Raw genomic sequence first — 20213 nt, 5'->3', positions numbered from 1 at the left:
AAAGCTGTCAAATGGCCTTGGGGCAACCTAAAAGAGCCGTAAGTCTCCAATAACACTGGGGACTTACGGCTTTTGTCGTCTATATTTTGTCAAAATGCGATTAAATTAATACTTGTTATCATGAGTTTACCCGTGTGACATGATTTCTGTTTATAACCTCTATCCGTTCTGAGGTTTTGACCATTTCAGGTAACCCTGATAGAATGAATTATTCCCTATAATGACTCTAATAATATGTGTTATTTATACTTTAGAATAGAACGGGTGAGTCGAAATGCAAAACAACACTGATACTGAACTTTTAAATGTTTGGCTGTCCCTTACTAAACTCCAATCGAATATAAACGACGAAGTGGAACGTGCACTTCAAGAAAATTATAGTCTATCCTTAAATGAATTTTTGGTTCTGTATTTCTTATCTCAAACGGAAGAAAAGAAATTGAGATTGCAGCAGTTACAAGAGATGGTTGGATTAAGTCAAAGTGCACTATCTAGGCTTGTAGTCAGAATGGAAGCTAAAAGCTGCGGAGCTTTGCAAAGACATATATGTGAAGATGATCGTAGGGGAATCTATACAAGCATGACTGATTTTGGCGAAAAGAAATTTGACAGAGCGCTCGAAACCTTCAACCAAGTTTTGAAGTCAGCTCTCTTAAAAGATGAGTTGAAACCAAAATTACAATCATTCATTGAAAAAATTTAATTCTTTCATACAATATTAAAGCTTGATACGAAAGTTAGTGCTTGACTAGAGCAAATTTAACTCCGGGTCTAGAGAATACAATCTCTAGGCCTTTATTTGTGTAAACGCATCGTTTAAACAGATAGTTGACAACATAAAAATGCATGCTATATTATATGCATGTGCATACATTCAATAATGCCTGCTATAAAACCTAGAAAGGGGTCTTTCTTAATGAAAGATTTATTTAGTCCTTATAAATTTAAAGGCTTGGAATTAAAGAACCGGGTCCTCATGCCTCCAATGTGTCAATATTCTGTTGACAAGAAAGATGGTATAGCTACCGATTGGCATTTCATGCACTACGTAAGTCGTGCAATAGGTGGAACTGGATTCATTATAGTTGAAATGACTGATGTAGAACCGGATGGACGCATTTCTGACTTTGACCTAGGGTTGTGGTCTGATGAGCAGATTCCTGCGTTGAAAAGAATTGTAGATGCTTGCCATAGTTATGGAGCAAAAGTAGGTATTCAAATTGCTCATGCTGGTCGTAAAGCAGAGGATGCTGAAGTGCCTGTTGCTCCATCTGCAATTCCATTTGATGAGAAATCTAAATTACCTAGAGCTCTTTCAACACCAGAAGTTAAAGAAATGGTGGAGAAGTTCCGCGGTGCTGTAGCACGTGCTGTGAAGGCCGGATTTGATGCCATTGAAATACATGGAGCTCACGGGTACTTAATCCATCAATTTCACTCTCCACTTACCAACCAAAGAGATGATGAATACGGGAAGGATCTCACAAGATTTGGTCGGGAAATTATTCAGGCAGCCAAGGCGGAAATGCCAAAAGACATGCCGCTTATCATGCGTATTTCCGCAAAAGAATACGTAGAAGGTGGATATGGTATTCAAGAAAGCATTTCTTTTGCCAAAGAATATCAGCAAGCAGGGGCAGATATTTTTGATATTTCTTCAGGCGGAGAAGGACCTATCGCTGCGTGGGGTAGACCAGGCAGTCACGCAGCATATCAGGTGTCACTTGCTCGAGAAATCAGACAAGCACTCGAAGTTCCTGTCATTGCAGTCGGAAGACTCGATGATCCAATCCTGGCTAATGCTGTAGTAGGAAATGAGGATGCAGATCTTGTAGCTGTTGGGAGAGGAATGCTAAGAAACCCTTATTGGGCTCTTGAGGCCGCAACAAACTTGAAAAAAGAAACATCAATCCCGAAACAGTATACTACAGGTTTTTGATATTAACACAGTAATTTAACATACACGATGATACACCCATGTGTTCTTGAAAATAAACTTGGAAGTAGAAGTGACTCCAAAGCAACCGGCATGCCGGTTGCTTTTTTATTTATGGTGGTCTAACCTTCAGTAAGCATATATTAACAAAATTCATTATACTGGAATGATCAGAGATTGAAGAAGAAAGATGGTTTCCAATAATTCCTTACCGGATTCCCCAAATTAATTCTTTCTTTCATTCGTTAATTCAAACTCCTTAATGGACTTATGAGTATTCTTATGTGTAATATGATTCGGGCAATTAGCAAGTAAAATGGAAGTAAATAAAGGAGGTCTGTATGTATGAAGGAGTCTTATACTTTTGACCATATTAAAATTCCACCAGGATTTTGGACAAGTTTATATCAATTAGGAATTTCCGCTCACGACGTAGCTTGTAAAGCAAGACTGCCGCTCACCATTATTCATGAGCCCGTAGTCACAAGCGTACAATATTTCGCGATCTGGCAGGCATATTCCGATCTCATTGGTGACACTGCGAAAGGAATCGTCAAGCTTGCAACTGTCTTTGAAACAGCGAAGTACCCACCGACCGTCTTGGCGACTTACCACGCTCGTGACTACCGCGACGCTCTAAACCGAATGGCTCGGTACAAACAACTATGTCCTCCCGAAACCTTACGTGTCATCGAGGAGGGGGAGCACTGCACAATCGAACTGGAATGGCAATATACCGAACAGTCCGGTCCAGCGATGCTGACGGGGATTACACTTGCATGTCTTCTGGAGCTTGGGCGCCGAGGCACGGGTCAACCTCTGACAGCGCAGCTCGTAGAATTTTCGCAATCCATGGGCGATGTACAGGCTCTTGAAGCTTATTTTGGGTGTAGTGTTCGAGTTGGTGCAAAATGTAATCGATTGACGTTGTATCGAAGAGATCTGGACCGGACTTTTGTCTCATATAACCAAGAGTTGTTAGAGATTCTCACACCCGCTCTGGACCGATCGCTGGATGAACAGTGCAGCCGCTCAATCACTGAGACGGTCAAATGGATTATAAAACGTAGCCTCACCGGAGGGCGCCCCGATATTCAGGCTGTGGCGAAGGAGCTTAGAATGAGCGATCGTACCTTGCAGCGCCGGCTTACTGACGACAATACAAGCTTTAAGCAACTGTTAACACAAGCTAGACATGAGCAGGCACTAGAATACTTGGCAGATCCCTTGCTTGATATAAAAGAAGTGGCCTTTTTGATTGGATATGAAGACCAGAACTCATTTTACCGCGCTTTTCGTCTTTGGGAAGGGAATACTCCTTCAAATTGGCGCACTGCACATTTAGATACCAACTCGATATCAAAATAACTGCTAGGAAGATCGACTATCTGTTATAGTTTCCCAACTCATTCATTCACAGAGAGCTTGTAATTACCGACCATATCCATCTGGCGTGTTAAACAAGATCTTTGGCGCAATATGCTAGTTACTGAGCATTGCTGCCCAAGGTAATATAATCAGATACCAGAGCTTAAGGTTGTTTAAACTACGAGTTTGCTTGCATGATAAACGAATGAAAGGAAGAAAAGTAGTATGGATATGGGATTAAACAATAAAACAGCTTTAGTTACAGGGTCTACGAAAGGTATAGGTAAAGCAATAGCCATTGAGCTTGCCAAAGAAGGTGTGAATGTACTTATTAATGGACGGAATAATGAAGAGGTAGAACAAACTGTAAATGAAATAAAAGCAAATTTTCCAATGACCTGTCCTCAAAATGCTACAGCCGATATTGTGGATCAGAAGCAAAGGGAGGTTTTGTTTGAAAAACACTCCAATATCGATATTTTAGTGAATAATATGGGGATTTATGAAATTATGCAGTATGAAGACGTTGACGATGAAGTATGGGAAAAATATTTCCGTACTAATGTTCTTGCTGCAAACGGATTATCTAAATTTTATTTACCTAAAATGTTGAAAAACAATTATGGCCGTATTATTTTTATTGCGAGTGAAGAAGCAATCATGCCTTCAGGGCAAATGCCACAATATTGTATGACAAAATCAATGCTGTTATCACTGTCAAAAAGCTTATCTAAGCTAACAATAGGAGCAGAAGTTACAGTCAATACAATTATGCCAGGACCAACGCTCTCTGAAAATGTACACCAAATTATTGAGGGTATTTACGCCAATGAAGATATGACTTTTTTAGAAAAAGAGAAACAATTTATGGCTGCAAACCTGCCTCAATCTGAAATACAGCGATTTATTAGACCTATAGAAATAGGTAGACTAGCTACATTTGTATGTAGTCCTTATGCAGCCGCATTTAAGGGCTCTCCAATCCGTATAGATGGGGGAATGGTGCCAACTATTTTTTAATACTTTTACTGCGAACACGGCTTCGCTGCGTTTTACCGTAGTGCATCAAGCACACCATCGAGCGCAAATGACTGTCCTGATGAGACAAGCTAATTTACCTTTGCATAAAGGGATTTGAGAGCTGGATTAGGGCTGTGAACTGGAATTATTGTCAGCTACCAATCGCTACCAAAAACAGCCGATCGCTCGGCTGTTTTTTAACTAAACTCCTTTCTATTTCGTTAAAAAATTAACGTTAAATAAAGAGTAGAAGGGTTTATTTGAAGAAACGGTGAACCTATGACTCTGGCAATGATCCTGACTCCCGGCGTCGTCGACTCATGAATACCAAAGTCAATGCAATTACCGTAAGGACAATCCCAAGCACTTGAAATCCCTCGAAGCTGAACTTACCTCCCATTACGATACCTATCAACAATGAAGAGAAAATGGTTCCCAGATATCTTGATGTATTAAATAATCCCGATGCTACACCGATTATTTCTTTTGGAGAACTTTGGAACAAGGCTGCTTGCATACCTACATTGTTCAGTCCGTTGCTAATACCGAATGCAGCCAAAGCCAAACACACGCTGATCACCGGAGAAGTTGGATTTAATGTTACAAGCCACACAGATCCCAATGTCATCAGGATTGCGGATACCAGTAATGCCGGTCTGGGTCCTGATTTATCAATCCATCGTCCTGCTATTGGAGAAGCAGCTAGCGAGCACAAGCCTAAGCTTAGCATGAGAATCCCTGTTTGGAACTCGCTTACATGCCTCACCACTTGCAAGTAGGACGGAAGCCCGAAAAAAAGCGAGTAATAGAGTACGTTAACGAGCATGAATTCGACATTAACCCAAGTCAACGCAGGATATTTGGCGAACGTGCGTAAAGGAATAAAGGGTGACGTCGCTTTTAACTCATATCGTACGAATGCCCCCAGCGCAACGAGGCCTATTGACCCGACAATGACGTTGTCTAACGAGATATGCCCAGATGATTTTGCCGAGAGTAATCCAACGAGCAGGGCAACCAGCCCTAATGTGAAGAGCAGGATCCCTCTTACATCAATTAAATCAAACCATTCACGAAAGGACATGTTGCGTGCAACGGAAGTTGGTGATTCGTCCTTAGGAATATTCCTCCAAGCCAACAGAAAGCTGGCTACCACAAACGGAATATTGATGAAAAAGATGGCAGGCCAATTCAACCAATGAACCAAAACCCCGCCAATAAAGGGTCCAATTGCTGCCGCTCCTGATAGGAAAATGGACAAAACAGACAGCGCAGTCGCTTGTTTCTCTGTAATATGAATTCGAACAATGGCCATTCCAACCCCCACCATCATGCTTGTTCCGATGGATTGTACAATGCGGAACACGATGAGCCATCCAAAGGTCGGTGACAACGGAGCTAATAATGATGCAATGAAGGCAACAACAAGGCCAATAAGAAACATCTTCCTACGGCCGAATAAATCGCTGGCCTTTCCCATGATAGGTTGAGCTATGCTACTTGCAATGTAGAAAGAAAAAATAATCCAGGAAACACCTGTAAAGTCAAGTTGGAACACATTTTGCAGACTTGGAATCGCAACAGAAACCATCGAAGAATTTAATGGGTTCAATAATATCCCTAGACCAACTGAAATCATTAACCACCAGCTGCGAACACTCATTTCTGGCCCCCCCATAGCGAATTAATGTCATCGTACTTGAAATCGATTATTTATTCCAATGCATTTGATGATATAATCTCATTGATTTAAGGGAATGAATGGGGGATGCAAAATGGAACTTCTTCAACTGCAATATTTTCTCACGGTAGCTCGTTTGGAACATGTAACCGAAGCTGCACGAAGTCTGCACGTTACTCAATCGTCGCTCAGCAAAACGATTCAACGCTTGGAGGAAGATCTGGGAGTCCCTTTATTCGATCGAACAGGGAGAAAACTGCGATTAAATGAGTTTGGAAGCAGATTCCTTTACCGCGCAGAAAGAGCTTTATTTGAATTAGAACAGGGGAAGCAGGAGCTTAGCGACTTATCCAGCCCAGAACACGGAGCTCTCGAATTGGCAGTGACCACCGCAAGCACATTGCCAGGTATTCTTCGAGAGTTTCGGAGAAAACGGCCCAATATTCAATTTCATGTACAAATGCTAACCACACAGGAAATGGTTACACTTCTTCATAGAGGAGAAGTTGATTTTTGCTTGTCTTCACCTCCTGTTGAAGGGAATGACATCGAATGTAAAATCGTATGTATCGACCCCATTCTTGTAGCTGTTCCAAAGGGGCATCGGCTTGCGGATCGAAATAGTGTATCCTTGACAGAGCTAAGGGAAGAATGGTTTGTCGGCGTAAAGAGAGGCTATGGTACTCGTGATTTGGTGGACTCTGTATGCATGTCGGAAGGATTTGTGCCTAAATATGTGTATGAGGGGGATGAACCTGCAAGGTTAAGTACTCTTGTGGAAGCCGAAATTGGCATAGCTTTCATACCGAGCACGGCACGAAATTCGCAGGAACATCTCAAATACCTCCAGGTAGAGAATCACGAATTGATACGGGAGATTGCTTTATTATGGAATAGGAATCGGTATATTTCGCGGGCTGCTCAGGAATTCCGCGAGATAGTTGTGAAATATTTTGATATTATTTCTAATAAAACAAACTAATTCCATATATGTTTTGATGATCTACCATTGAACATAAATAAGTAGGAGATTGCGTTAATAAGATAGCGCAGAGGCTAAACATTGTAATCCAACGAGAAGGAACTAACCGTTTTTGTTTTACCTCGTCATGAAATGATTATCATCAAAAATAACAGATGATATTTTTATTATTTTAGTGATAATATGGTTAGGTAAATTGCAATTAAACAGATTTTTACTTTTATTTTGTGGAGGCGTTAGAATGAAGTACATAGTGAAAAGAAGGGCACAAATAAAAGGGGATAACGCATTACTGGCCCTATAAACTGCGTGATCCCTGGTACTCTTAAGGGGTTTGCATGATGGAAAAATCAATGGAGGAACGCATACCTAAATCTTTGATTTGGCTGTGCGTGCTTGCATTTTTCAGTGTATTAAATGAAACTGTGTTTAACGTATCTTTGCCCGACATTGCCGCTCAATTTGGAATTGAGCCATCCGCCGCAAATTACGTCAATACCAGCTTCATTCTTTCTTTTGCTGTAGGGACTGCCGTTTACGGAAAAATATCGGACATTTACGGCGTAAAAAAACTAGTACTCATCAGTATGATGATATACGGCGGGGGATCGCTAATCGGCTTGCTTTTTCATGCCTGGTTCCCGATTTTGCTTGCCGCGCGATTTATCCAAGGAGCAGGTGCTTCTGCTGTCCCTGGACTCATTATGGTCATCGTTGCCAAAAGCATTGAAAAACAGCATCAAGGAAAGGCTTTTGGAATGATCGGATCGACCGTTGCACTGGGGGAGGGTTTTGGTCCTATACTTGGAGGCTGGATTGCGGACTATGTGCATTGGTCCTATCTGTTTTTCCTACCGATGATGACGCTAATCACACTACCGTTTTTCTTACGAACGCTGCCCGACGAACCTGTGAAAAAAGGTGGGTTTGATTTTCTGGGAGGCCTGTTCTTTGTTCTTGGAATGGTTGCGTTCACTTTATTTACAACACATTATGAGTGGTGGTATTTGATCACCAGTATCATTCTCTTTATAGGATTTGTGCTGAGAATTCGAAGAGCTAAGGAACCTTTTGTGGATCCTGCTTTGTTCAAAAAGAGAAGGTTTATCGTGGGCGTATTTGTAGGGGGAGTACTTCTAGGGACCGTTGCAGGATTTATGTCTATGATCCCTTACATGATGAGAGAAGTACACCAGATGTCAACAAGCCTTATCGGGGGCGGTGTGCTGTTTCCAGGAACGATTAGCGTGATTCTTTTCGGGATCGTTGGTGGTTCTTTGGTCGATGGGCAGGGAGCTCGTTTTGTTATGGTTGCAGGGCTATTGCTTCTTAGTACAGGACTTTTGATCGTTTCACTTTTCGCGGATCGTAGCATCTGGATCATCTCAGGAGCATTGGTTTTGATTTTTGGTGGACTATCCTTTGTCAAAACGGTCATCTCAACCATTGTCGCAGACTCGTTAAGTGCTGATGAATCAGGCTCAGGTATGGGTTTTTTAAATTTTTCCTGTTTTTTGGCAGAAGGGATCGGGATCGCAGTTGTAGGCGGACTGCTAACACAGCTTAGGTTCAACTTTCCTATGCTCCCAATCGTTACTGACGCTGCAGTGTATCTGTACAGCAATTTGACGTTACTGCTTTTAGCCGCGATAATTACATGTGGTGTCATTTTCCTGATTGTATTCAAGGGAGAACAAGCTTCCTTGAATCATCAATAAGTAAATAAGAATTTCTACAGAGCTGACATTAATGAGTGTCAGCTTTTTTTGTTCCAGAAAGTCCGCTGTTCAGGACTACGCACTTCTCACAAGTTTCAGACATCACAAACTAAAGTTTTTACAGCATAAGGTTAAATCTTTATAGGTTAAGTAGGAAGAATTCGGTGATACAATATTATTCGTAAACGTTTACATTAAAGGAGATATGAAATTATTTTTAGCAGTTTAATACGTGACAGAGCAGGGAAATGCAAATGGAGCACCTTTCAATCAAAATCTTGGAGTATTTTTTAAGAGGAGGTAGTATTTATGTTCAGAGCAAAGCTAGTAAAAGGGACAATGGCTCTAATGCTCATTGGTACGTTGTTTTCCGTGCCGATGATGCCTGTCGCCAGTGCTGCCGATACCAGTTGCGCGAATGGTTACGTAGGTCTAACGTTCGACGATGGGCCAAATAACAGTAACACAACAAAACTGCTTGCTGCGCTAAAACAGGCCGGCTTGCGTGCCACGATGTTCAACATCGGGCAGAACGCGCAGAATAACCCATCTCTGGTTCGCGACCAAGCAGCCGCAGGCATGTGGGTCGGCAACCACTCCTATACGCATTCAGATATGACTACGTTGAATAACTCGCAAATGTCGTCGGAAATCACACGGACCCAGCAGGCGATACAGTCGATTACCGGAACTGCACCACAGCTGTTCCGTCCGCCGTATGGTGCCACCAACGCGACTTTGAAGTCCATCGAAAGCCAAAACAATCTTACTGAAGTGCTGTGGAACGTGGATTCCCAGGATTGGAACGGTGCTACTACCGCCCAAATCGTAGCCGCCGCAGGTAGGTTGCAAAATGGCGACGTAATCCTGATGCATGACCAGTACCAGACAACGCTCCAAGCGATTCCACAGATTGCACAAAATCTCAAGAACCGTAGCTTATGTGCTGGCAAGATCTCGCCGAGCACCGGTCGTGCAGTGGCGCCTGACAGCACTACAACTCCTCCGAGCACAGGCACGAAAGTGGAAGCCGAAAGTATGACCAAGGGTGGTCAGTACACGGAAAATATCAGCACGCCGTTCAACGGGATCGCTTTATACTCCAACAATGACTTGGTGAAATACACGCAGTTTTTTGCAAGCGGCACCCATAATTTTTCACTCCGTGGTGCTTCGAATAACTCTAATATGGCGAGAGTCGACTTGAAAATCGGTGGACAGACGAGGGGGACTTTTTACTTCGGCGGGAGCAATCCTGCTGTCTATACCCTGGCCAATATCAATCATGGAACCGGAAATCAAGAGATTGAGCTCGTTATAACAGCTGATAACGGAACATGGGATGCATACATTGATTATTTGGAAATCAACTAGAATCGGAAGAAAAAGCAGCCAAAAACATACACACTTGAAAGTCGCCCATTTGGCGGCTTTTTTTGTTTTAACGATATTACTGAACGTTTCCCATAAGGCTGAGCATCGCGTATAATAAAATTGAATTGTTTATGTACTGAGTCTGTAATTCGTTTATTTTGGTTTGGGGTGAGTCTACTGGCATCTATTCATGAGGTGGCTAAGCAAGCAGGGGTATCGGTTGCGACGGTATCCAAAGTGATCAACAATTATACTGATGTCAGCAGTAAAACGAGGAATAAAGTGAACAAGGCGATTGAGCTGCTGAACTATCAGCCGAATGTCGTTGCTCGAAGCCTCGTGAAGAAGCGTTCCTGGACGGTCGGGATGTTCCTGCTGGATTTTTTCACGAATCCTTTTATTTCAGAACTCCTTGATGGATTAAGAAAATCCCTTGAAGATAGCGGCTATGATCTGCTCTTTCTATCACCAAATCTGAGCAACCCTGATTATACCTTTACTAAGCATTGCATCAGTCGCAATGTAGACGGGGTTATCATGTTTGGGGTTGACCGAACCAATCAGAATTTTTTGGATCTGCTTCAGGCTGAGATGCCGACGATGATGATCGATACCGATCTGCTGGGACCTAGAACCGGATATGTGACAGCTGACAATCGCAGAGGTGCCTACTTAGGTGTTCAGCATTTGGTGGAACTTGGACATAAACGTATAGCCTTTATTTCCGGGGATATGGGATGTCTGGTCGGTCAAACGAGATTTTCCGGATATCAGGAAGGGTTGCGCTCAAATGATCTTTCCTACTACGCCAAATACGTAGAGGTGGAGGATTACAGCATTGAAGGTGGATATAGGGCGATGAAGCGCCTGTTACAGCTTTCAGAAGCACCGTCCGGTGTGATTTGCTCTTCCGACTATATGGCGACTGGTGCGATCGAAGCAATCCGCGAAATCGGAATGCGAGTTCCTGATCACATTTCCGTCGTTGGGTTTGACAATACATTCTATGCGGAGCTGTCCATGCCTAAGCTTACGACGATCAATCAGAACATCACTCTAATGGGGATGAAAGCAGGAGAACATCTCATCCGAATGATTGAAAATCCCGATTATTCACCGCCAACGGAGATTGTCCCGGCAGATCTCGTTATACGAGACTCGACAGGGCGATATAAGGATTAGCAAGGATAACGGCAAGTATTTTCCTTTTTTCTGTTGGAGTTAGCATCGGCTTCTCTGTGAGATTATGTTAATCATTATTTTTAAGAATTGACAAATTCAAAAACAAATTGTATTTTAATTATGATGTAAGCGCTTTATATTTTCTGCTTTAGAATAAACATTCTTTTTGTTCGTTCTTGTTTCATTCCCGAGCTTAAAGCATAAAGGAGAGTCTTTGTATTGCATCAGAGGGAGGAAGCTGGAATAGATATGATCTGGAAAGAAGGTGATGACCAGGGAGACAAAGGGCTTTATCTGTAAAATATGAGCAAGCATGAAGGTATGAATCAATTGAATCTTTTTAACATGAGGGATTAATTACATCTTCGAATTTATCGAAAACGTTTTCGGAAATTTAAGGATGTAAAACTTAATTTCCACTTATCAAATTTCATTTTTTTTCTTTAGAATCAACAAATTATTCTTTTATGAAAAGCGCATAACTAGTAAGTTGTTTCTAAAAACTAAAACGTTTTCGAAAAATTTTCGTGTGTCTATTCCATATTAAAGGAGAAGAGAATATGAAAATTTCGAGCAATTCATTCGCCAAGCCGTTAATCATGACCCTTCTGTTCAGTTTATTAACGCTGCTTCTTCAAGCAGCCATACCTGCAAAGCCTGTCTCTGCAGCTGCCTGCGCAAACCCTGTAAGCTATTTCGGTGAAATGAAAGCAAGCGGTAACAAGATTAACGGCTCCAAAACGAATCGACCTATGATGGTCAAAGGGTCGAGCCTTTTTTGGAGTAACTGGTCCGGTCCATTTTGGAATACGGCCACAGTGAATCGGATGGTGGATGAATTTCAGGTGGAGATCGTAAGAGCGGCATATGGTGTGGACCCCAGCGGAAATCCGTATAACACGGCCGACGAATCCGAAGTTCGTGAGGTGGTCAATGCTGCAATTGCAAAGGGGATCTATGTCATTATCGATTGGCATTCACATGATGCGCACAACAATGTCAATGCCGCCAAAAGTTTCTTCAGCCGGATGGCTCAGGAATACGGAAGCTATGATAACGTTATTTTCGAGATTTATAACGAACCTACGCAAGTCTCGTGGGGGACGATCAAAAGTTACGCCGAGCAAGTTATTCCGGCCATTCGTCAACATTCCGATAATCTGATTGTCGTTGGCACGCCATTCTGGTCTCAGAATGTGGACCAGGCAGCGAACGATCCCATTACTTCTTCCGGCAATATCGCCTATACATTGCACTTTTACGCTGGGTCACATTTTCAGTCACTGCGGGACAAAGCCAACTATGCAATGAGCAAGGGTATTCCGCTGTTTGTTACCGAGATGGGCTTTGTTAACGCGGATGGCGATGGTGGCATTAATTACGATTCCACGAATCAATGGCTCGATTGGATGAACCAGAATAACCTGTCATGGGCCAACTGGGCGATCAATGACAAGGCAGAAGGCGCCAGTATTTTCAATACGAACGGGAGTCTCACAGCAGGCGGTAACTATCTGAAAAGCATTCTAGCCGGGCACGCTCCGTATGCCGAATGGCGGCAGAATACGGCTTGCGGTGGCAGTAGCACGAACACATTATATGACTTCGAGGGTAATACGCAGGGCTGGACTGGTTCGAATATAGCTGATGGTCCATGGAGCGTGAACGAGTGGTCATCCAAGGGCAGTAATTCTCTTAAAGCGGATATCAACACGTCTGCGAATTCCCAGCACTACCTGCTTCTCTCGCAAAAACGCAACCTTAGTGGTAAGGCAGCATTAAATGCGACCGTCAAGCATGCATCTTGGGACTCCGCAGGTGACGGAATCTACGCTAAAATCTATGTCAAGTCGGGCTCAGATTGGGCTTGGAATGCAGGTCAAGTCGTCAAGATTAATTCTTCTGGAGGTACGACACTGTCGTTAAATCTTACATCTGTACCCAATCTTGATGATGTTAGGGAAATTGGCGTACAATTTCTCGCCTCAGCGAACAGCGGCGGTAAGTCAGCCGTTTACGTGGACAATGTGACCCTTCAATAACGCATTTTTAAATTTCCCAAGTTAAAGGACTTTACCTCCATCTTGTGAGGTTATCTTTTCAACCAAGTTATTTGCAAATGGTAGGGGAATGAGGAAAGTGACAGTTGAATGATTCAATAAAACAGTGACTAAATTAAAGAGTAGAGACGTACGACAAAGCTCTTGTCCAAACCAAATGACAAGAGCTTTAACACATTATCGATTGTGCCAATACATGATCTCATACCTGATAGGTCTTTAAGAAGTACCCGTGTTTTGTAGCTGGGAAATACAAGGTTACAGCTGCGGAGACATATAATCTAAATTTTGAAAGACAACTGATAGGAGAACAGTTCGTACCCTCATCAAGCAAGCCAAGAGCACATCATTCGCTCTTGGCTTCTTTTGAGTAGCTGTCCTATTATCTCATAACATTATGCCATGCACTTTTATCACCGTGACATTCAATACATAAGAATTGTTAGATATACTTGAACTGCCTATGGTTAGGTCCTCAACCTTATGACATGTCTGTACGGAGGCGTGTAATGAAGTATAAGAAATGGGCACGCCGGAGGTTAGTATTTTAGAAAGGATGAAATCAGATGACTTATATCGCACAAGAGAATCGGTACGAACAAATGAAATATCGGCGGATTGGACGGAGCGGCGTCAAGCTCCCGGCTGTTTCGCTGGGCTTGTGGCAGAATTTCGGCGGGGACAAACCGTTTGAGGATAGTCGTGCAATGATATTACGTGCCTTTGATCTTGGTGTCTCGCACTTTGACTTGGCAAACAATTACGGACCGCCTCCCGGATCGGCCGAGGAGACCTTTGGGAGCGTTCTAAAAAAGGATCTTGCATCTTATCGGGATGAGCTTTTTATTTCGACTAAAGCTGGCTACTATATGTGGCCTGGCCCGTACGGTGAGTGGGGATCGAGAAAAAACCTGCTTGCAAGCCTGGACCGTAGCCTTCAGCGGATGGGACTCGACTATGTCGATGTCTTCTACCATCATCGTCCAGATAGCAATACCCCATTAGAGGAGTCAATGGGAGCGCTTGCCCATGCTGTGAAAACAGGTAAAGCATTGTATGTTGGTTTGTCCAATTACGGACCGGAGGAGACGAAGCAAGCAGCTGCGATCCTTAAGAGCCTTGGTACACCGCTGCTCGTCCACCAGCCTATGTATTCAATGCTGAACCGGTGGATTGAGAACGGATTACAGGATGTACTGGCTGAAGTGGGAGCCGGCACAGTGGCTTTCTGCCCGCTTGGTCGCGGACAGTTGACGGGAAAATACATTGATAAGCTGGAAGATGAGTTCAAAACAGGCCTGCGCACACTGAAACCGGAGGCCGTATCTCAAGAGCGAATTAACAAATTCCGTGGCCTGGAGGCGATTGCAAAGCGTCGCGGTCAAACATTGCCGCAAATGGCGTTGACATGGGCGCTACGCGAAGGCGGTGTCGATTCGGTGCTAATCGGTGCAAGCCGCGTAGGTCAAATCGAGGAAAACGTGCTCGCTGTACACGCAGACCCGCTTTCGGCAGCGGATCTTCAAGAGATCGACCAAATTATGCATCATATCGGGGATGTCCCTTGGTAATATCATAGCAATAACACGAATCATTACACGGGCAAACTAGTCGAGTCTTCAAAGACCCATTGAACTGTCTCTTTTAAGCCTGGTGCGAAAGTGTGATGGAGAAAGCCCTTTCACTTTTTTAAACATTTTGGAGAACAGCAATGGGTCGCTATAGCCAACAGAATAGGAGACTTCCGTGATGGATAGTTGCGAATTGTCCAACAGATCGCCTGCTTTGTCCATCCGGAGGTTCAACAAGTACTGTTGTGGGGAAACATTAAGAATTTCCTTGAAAAGGACGGACAGATAGACACGGTCAATCCCAACCATGCGTGCGACCTCGGAAATGGATATTCTTTGGTTATAGTTCATTCGAATAAACTCGACCGCTTTACGGATATAGGCGTCTCTGGGCCGTACCTCGGGCAGTAGTTGACTTGTAGCGACCAACATTTCGATCCAATCGGCGAGGGACCTGAACAAAATGCTCTGTCTACGCAGTTCACTGGTGCTGTGCTTCATATCGCAGGCGGAAAATTCATCCAAGTAAGCATCAGACCAAAACAAGGGGGAATATCTGAATATGGGATGAAGGGTAGAAATGTGCGCACGCTCAAATAGAGGTATAACCCCGTCGCCTGAAAAGGCAATCCATGAATAAATCCAAGGATCGGTTTGGTCTGCCTCCATGTAACAAAGAAGGTTGTCGTATACGATAAAGCCTTCACCTTGCTGAAGATGAAAGGTCTTTCCGTCAATCTGGTAAATGCCTCTACCTGCATGGATAAACATGATTTTATATTGCCCTTTGATGCCGGGCCCCCAAGAATAGCTGGGTTCACAGACCTGTTTGCCATGGTAACAATAATGAATATCCATCTGATTGCTTGCCTCCCTTGATATTCAATCATGACATATAAGACTCTGAAAGTCACTCGCGAAATGTAGTCACATAGAAGAAGTGTATTGTTCTGGTTTTAAGGATCATTAGTATAATCTTGAGATACGGATAGGATGAGGACGTGCAGGGATAAAATCGGAGGAACCATCGAAGGATGAAAAGTCCAGAGCGGTGGTTCTTTTTTTCTTTTGTTACCTATGCCATCATTAGAGATGGAGGGCGATGAACAATGTTCCAAGATTTTAAGCTCGTTGGTGACCGTCCGGTCATGATACAAGTAAAAGAATATATTAAACGTTTAATTATAAAAGGGACATTTCATAGAGATCAGAAGCTTCCCTCCACACGAGAAATGAGCGGTGTGCTTAAGGTAAGCCGCAACACAGTTATCGCAGCCTATGAAGGCCTGGAGGACGACGGATTTACGTATACAATTCCAAGTAAAGGCAGCTATGTGGCCGCTATGATCGGCCGTTCGGTAGCGGATAATGAAGAGACTGACGCCTCCTTCGCTTGGCAGATTGATTGGAAGACAAGAATGAGCAAGTACGCTGTATCAGCTGTAGAGCTTGATATGATGAAGCAGGGCATTCGCGCCCCAAAAGGAACCATCTCGTTTACAAGTATCGCTCCAGATGAGCAGCTGTTTGATTTGGGAGATGTAAGGCGAGCCTTTATGGATCGGATGGCAATCGAAGGGCAGGTGTTGCTCAACTACGGCTATGCCAAGGGTTACAAACCGCTGATTGATTACCTGATGGGATATATGGAGAATAAGGGCGTCGATATAAGCAGCAAGGATATACTGATTACAAGCGGGTTTACAGAAGGCTTTGACATTGTGCTGTCAGCACTCCGCCCTTCATCGCGCCGCGGAGCGGTAATTTGTGAAAATCCGACCCATCACACAGCGATCAAAAATTTAAAGCTACAAGGCTTTGAAATTACTGGTATTCCAATGGAGCGGGACGGTATTAATGTGGAGCTGCTTGAAGCCATATTGCAGAAGCAGAATAGCTTCGATCTGGCCTATTTGACTCCTTCCTATCACAATCCTACAGGCATTGTCATGTCGCCAGCAAAGCGCAGCGCTGTAATGAATTTAATGCTGCGCTACCAGATTCCGGTGATTGAGGATGGTTTTAATGAGGAGCTGCGCTATTCAGGAGCGCATATTGCGCCATTAATAGCCACAGTAGGGCGAGGGAATGGAGTAATCTATATTGGTAGCTTCTCCAAGGTGCTGTTTCCTGGCTTGCGAGTCGGTTGGGTGCTTGGAGATCGAGCGCTAATTGACACTTTGGAGAGTATTAAGCGTGCGCGCACCATCCATACCTCAACAATCGATCAATCGATATTATATCAATATTTGCTCAATGGAAATTTTGAGAAATATGTAAAAAGAACACGTATGGAATATAAGCGCAAATACGAGCATACGAAGGTATGCTGTGAAACCCATCTCCCCGAGGCACAACTATCTGGCGACGGGGGCTTGCATGTGTTTCTTACCTTCCCGTCAGGTGTAAATACACGCGAGTTGCTTGAAGCATGCACTGAACAAGGTGTTATATATACACCTGGAGACAAGTTTTTTATACAACCAGGTGAAGGGGAGAATACTTTACGGCTTGGCTTTTCGCGAGTAACGGATGAACAGATCGAGCGAGGGATTCAGATTATAGGCCAACAGGTGCGTAACCTTTATAAGGCATGTGGTCATAAGAACAATCTGTAACTGCACAATGATTTTTAAGAAAATGGGGTGTCATGATGAAAATTGGCGTTATTATGGGTGGTACTTCGACTGAGCGTGAGGTTTCTCTGCAGACAGGTCAAGAGATGGTGAATCATTTGGACCGAAGCCGCTATGAGGTGGTTCCAATTGTGATCGATCAACCAGCGGATTTAATCGTACAGGTTCAGCACGCAGGCATCGATCTTGCGCTGTTGGCGCTGCATGGCCGATATGGAGAAGATGGAACAGTGCAGGGAGCGCTGGAGACACTGGGCATTCCCTACACAGGGAGCGGTGTTCTGGCAAGCAGCCTATGCATGAATAAGCAGCTGTCCAAGATGCTGCTGAAGTCGGCAGGCGTGCATACACCTGCCGGCCTCTGCTGGCAGGGAATGGGCGACTATGATCAGCATGCGGTAGAGCAACTGGGTTACCCCGTTATTGTGAAGCCGAATATGGGGGGATCCAGTATTGGCATCCAACTCGTGCATAATGAGAAGGAGCTTTATTCGGCAATTCAAGAGGCTTGCGATTTGGACCAGACGATTTTGGTGGAGCCTTATATGAAAGGGACGGAGCTTACTTGCTCAATCGTCGATGGCGAGGTATTACCGATTATAGGAATTCACTCCGCCCATTCTGAATGGTTCGATTATAAATCGAAATATGAGACCGGCGGTGCTGAGGAGAAGGTGATCCAGCTTCCATCCGTTATTGAGCAGCGTGTGCGCGAGGCGGCACTGGCCAGCTATCGGCTACTGCAGTGCAAGGTGTATGCAAGGATCGATATGATTTTGTGTCAGAATGTACCTTACGTGCTGGAGGTAAATACCTTACCCGGAATGACCGCTAACAGCCTGCTTCCCAAGAGTGCAGCTGCGGCAGGTATCGCCTTTACGCAGCTGCTGGACCGTATTATTACTAGCTCTCTTTATGAATGAAACGGGAATGGGAGAAAGTTTAATAGGGGTGATGATGAAGGAGGCGAATACGAATATGGATATTTTAATCAGAGAGCTAGCGGCTGAGGACGAGGAGTGTGGTACAAATCTTGATGGTAGCTTTATCGTGGATTCTACCCTTGTCTTACAATTAACGGGACAGCAAATCGGTTATACAGTGGAGGAGAGGCCTTTTAGTAAGAAAAGCTATGATGACGAGCAGTTTGAAGAAGATACAGTTGAGGATTATTCGAACTATATTGGCAATCCCGATCAAGTCATATATTTAGCACTCGTAAATAATCAAATCGTAGGTCAAATTGTACTGAAAAAGAATTGGAACAAATATGCTTATGTGGAAGATATCAAAGTCGACAAGCTATATAGAGGCCACGGCATTGGTAAGAAACTCATCGAACAGGCTAAACGCTGGGCGAAGGATGGCGGAATGCCAGGAATCATGCTGGAGACACAAAATAATAATGTTCGAGCATGTCAATTCTATGAAAACTGCGGTTTTGTCATCGGTGGATTCGATTCCTACGTCTACAGAGGCCTTGATAAAGAAAGTGACGAGGTCGCGATCTATTGGTATCTGATGCTAGATTCATAAGGAATTAACTCTCAGTATAATCTTGATAAGACATTTATATTAACGGCTTCTTTAAGATATCTCCACAATTATCTATAATAAGGACATTACGACACATATTTATTTGAAAAAAAGGAGGACAAAAAGATGACTAAGAAAAGAATGCAATGGGAGGAAGGGAATTGGATCAATTCACCTCTATATGCCCGGAAAGAGGGGGATTTCCTTAAGGTTGCGCCTGAAAAGGGAAGAGACTTCTGGAAAAAGACTTTATATGGTTTTGAATTTGAAGATGGGTCCGCCTTATTATCGGATTGGAATCACAAGACGGCGGTGGAGGTTTCGTTTCAACTTGCATCATTTACGGAGCTTTACGATCAGGCAGGTATTTTGTTGTACCATGGCCCGGAGCAATGGATTAAGACGGGGATTGAAATCAATGATGGCATTCCTCAGCTTTCCACAGTCGTAACCGCTGGATATTCTGACTGGTCGCTTGCGGCTGTGCCGGAGTGGGTCGGTGAAGAAGTCACCCTGCGCGCTTCCATCATCAAGGATGCTGTGATTATTCGCGCACGGACGGAGCACCACGGCTGGCGAACAATTCGTGTGGCGCGTTTTCCCTACACCACCGGAAATCAGGCCGGTCCTTATACCTGTTCGCCAACCCGCGAAGGTTTTGAGGTGACCTTTACTCGCTGGAACTTTACAGAGCGGGACCAAGACCTTCATAGTGATCCTCCTGTAGAACATCATTGAAAAACGACTGTATAGCTGAGCAAAGCATTATGGATACCATAAACTTGTAATTTGTACACATACAATATGATTAAAGAGTAGCATTTTATAATATTATGTATTTTAACGGCTCCAACAGGGAAACCGTGTATTTGGGTATAAAAACCGAGACTGATAAGGAAGACCAAAGCGGAAATCCACTACTTGACACCATAAACATACATACTCTAAAAATTCCGATTTTGTCTTTCCTAAACTCAGTTTTTTCCGTAACAGATATGAGGTTAAAAAATAATTACAAAGCTGAGGCGGGGGAAAGAACCCGTAACGTATTCGATTCAACAGGGCTTATTTAATGCAAAAACGCCCCATAGAGCGCACACAGGGTAGTGTATATGACATACTCTACTATGTACTCTATGGGGCGTGATT

17 protein-coding genes are annotated in these 20213 nt (G+C 43.6%); 15 read left to right on the top strand and 2 right to left on the bottom strand.

Annotated elements, in window-relative coordinates:
* Nucleotides 1-274 precede the first annotated feature (274 nt).
* The 5 genes from ABEW32_RS06815 (at nt 275) to ABEW32_RS06795 (ending at nt 4442) form a co-directional block, all read left to right on the top strand.
* Nucleotides 275-703, top strand: a complete 429-nt coding sequence (locus ABEW32_RS06815; protein ID WP_430185929.1) for a MarR family winged helix-turn-helix transcriptional regulator — start codon at nt 275-277, stop codon at nt 701-703.
* A gap of 213 nt (nt 704-916) precedes the next feature.
* A complete protein-coding gene (locus ABEW32_RS06810) occupies nt 917-1939 on the top strand; it encodes an NADH:flavin oxidoreductase/NADH oxidase (protein WP_430185928.1) in 1023 nt (340 codons plus the stop codon).
* A gap of 342 nt (nt 1940-2281) precedes the next feature.
* Nucleotides 2282-3304, top strand: a complete 1023-nt coding sequence (locus ABEW32_RS06805) for an AraC family transcriptional regulator (protein WP_430185926.1) — start codon at nt 2282-2284, stop codon at nt 3302-3304.
* 225 nt (nt 3305-3529) lie between these two features.
* Nucleotides 3530-4324 carry an SDR family NAD(P)-dependent oxidoreductase gene (locus tag ABEW32_RS06800; protein WP_430185924.1) on the top strand — a complete coding sequence of 265 codons (795 nt, stop codon included), beginning with the start codon at nt 3530-3532 and terminating at the stop codon, nt 4322-4324.
* Nucleotides 4296-4442: a DinB family protein gene (locus ABEW32_RS06795; RefSeq protein WP_430185922.1), complete on the top strand. Its 147-nt coding sequence runs from the start codon at nt 4296-4298 to the stop codon at nt 4440-4442. The genes ABEW32_RS06800 and ABEW32_RS06795 overlap by 29 nt, the downstream gene beginning before the upstream one ends.
* A gap of 159 nt (nt 4443-4601) precedes the next feature.
* Here ABEW32_RS06795 and ABEW32_RS06790 read toward each other — a convergent pair whose 3' ends face one another.
* Nucleotides 4602-5987 carry an MFS transporter gene (locus tag ABEW32_RS06790; protein ID WP_430185920.1) on the bottom strand — a complete coding sequence of 462 codons (1386 nt, stop codon included), beginning with the start codon at nt 5985-5987 and terminating at the stop codon, nt 4602-4604.
* A 112-nt stretch (nt 5988-6099) separates the two neighbouring features.
* Here ABEW32_RS06790 and ABEW32_RS06785 point away from each other — a divergent pair, with 112 nt between their 5' ends.
* The 6 genes from ABEW32_RS06785 to ABEW32_RS06760 all read left to right on the top strand — a co-directional run bounded on the left by ABEW32_RS06785 (nt 6100) and on the right by ABEW32_RS06760 (nt 14892).
* Nucleotides 6100-6987, top strand: a complete 888-nt coding sequence (locus tag ABEW32_RS06785) for a LysR family transcriptional regulator (protein ID WP_430185918.1) — start codon at nt 6100-6102, stop codon at nt 6985-6987.
* A 341-nt stretch (nt 6988-7328) separates the two neighbouring features.
* Entirely contained in the window at nt 7329-8705 is a 1377-nt protein-coding gene (locus ABEW32_RS06780; RefSeq protein ID WP_430186178.1) for an MFS transporter, read from the top strand.
* A 309-nt stretch (nt 8706-9014) separates the two neighbouring features.
* Nucleotides 9015-10079: a polysaccharide deacetylase family protein gene (locus tag ABEW32_RS06775; RefSeq protein ID WP_430185916.1), complete on the top strand. Its 1065-nt coding sequence runs from the start codon at nt 9015-9017 to the stop codon at nt 10077-10079.
* A 177-nt stretch (nt 10080-10256) separates the two neighbouring features.
* The gene (locus ABEW32_RS06770) at nt 10257-11261 is read left to right on the top strand and encodes a LacI family DNA-binding transcriptional regulator (protein WP_430186176.1); all 1005 of its coding nucleotides are present in this window, start codon (nt 10257-10259) and stop codon (nt 11259-11261) included.
* Between the two features lie 560 nt (nt 11262-11821).
* Nucleotides 11822-13303, top strand: coding sequence for a glycoside hydrolase family 5 protein (locus ABEW32_RS06765; RefSeq protein ID WP_430185914.1), 1482 nt, complete (start codon nt 11822-11824; stop codon nt 13301-13303).
* Between the two features lie 584 nt (nt 13304-13887).
* Complete coding sequence (locus tag ABEW32_RS06760; protein ID WP_430185912.1) at nt 13888-14892, top strand: aldo/keto reductase; 1005 nt, start codon at nt 13888-13890, stop codon at nt 14890-14892.
* A 48-nt stretch (nt 14893-14940) separates the two neighbouring features.
* On the opposite strand, the gene ABEW32_RS06755 is transcribed toward ABEW32_RS06760, so the two are convergent.
* On the bottom strand, nt 14941-15750 hold the full coding sequence (locus tag ABEW32_RS06755) for a helix-turn-helix domain-containing protein (protein ID WP_430185910.1): 810 nt from the start codon (nt 15748-15750) through the stop codon (nt 14941-14943).
* Nucleotides 15751-16001: 251 nt separating this feature from the next.
* On the opposite strand from ABEW32_RS06755, the gene ABEW32_RS06750 reads away from it, so the two are divergent.
* The 4 genes from ABEW32_RS06750 (at nt 16002) to ABEW32_RS06735 (ending at nt 19802) form a co-directional block, all read left to right on the top strand.
* The gene (locus ABEW32_RS06750; protein WP_430185908.1) at nt 16002-17510 is read left to right on the top strand and encodes an aminotransferase-like domain-containing protein; all 1509 of its coding nucleotides are present in this window, start codon (nt 16002-16004) and stop codon (nt 17508-17510) included.
* 35 nt (nt 17511-17545) lie between these two features.
* On the top strand, nt 17546-18451 hold the full coding sequence (locus tag ABEW32_RS06745) for a D-alanine--D-alanine ligase (protein ID WP_430186174.1): 906 nt from the start codon (nt 17546-17548) through the stop codon (nt 18449-18451).
* A gap of 55 nt (nt 18452-18506) precedes the next feature.
* A complete protein-coding gene (locus ABEW32_RS06740; protein WP_430186172.1) occupies nt 18507-19064 on the top strand; it encodes a GNAT family N-acetyltransferase in 558 nt (185 codons plus the stop codon).
* A gap of 126 nt (nt 19065-19190) precedes the next feature.
* Nucleotides 19191-19802 (top strand): DUF1349 domain-containing protein, encoded by a 612-nt coding sequence (locus tag ABEW32_RS06735; RefSeq protein WP_430185906.1) that lies wholly within the window; start codon nt 19191-19193, stop codon nt 19800-19802.
* Nucleotides 19803-20213: the final 411 nt, after the last annotated feature.

This window comes from Paenibacillus jamilae (genome assembly GCF_050482105.1).
GTDB classification, from domain to species: Bacteria; Bacillota; Bacilli; order Paenibacillales; family Paenibacillaceae; genus Paenibacillus; species Paenibacillus jamilae_B.
The sequence above is the reverse complement of the archived record's forward strand: the minus strand, read 5'-3'. Positions and strand labels throughout refer to the sequence as shown.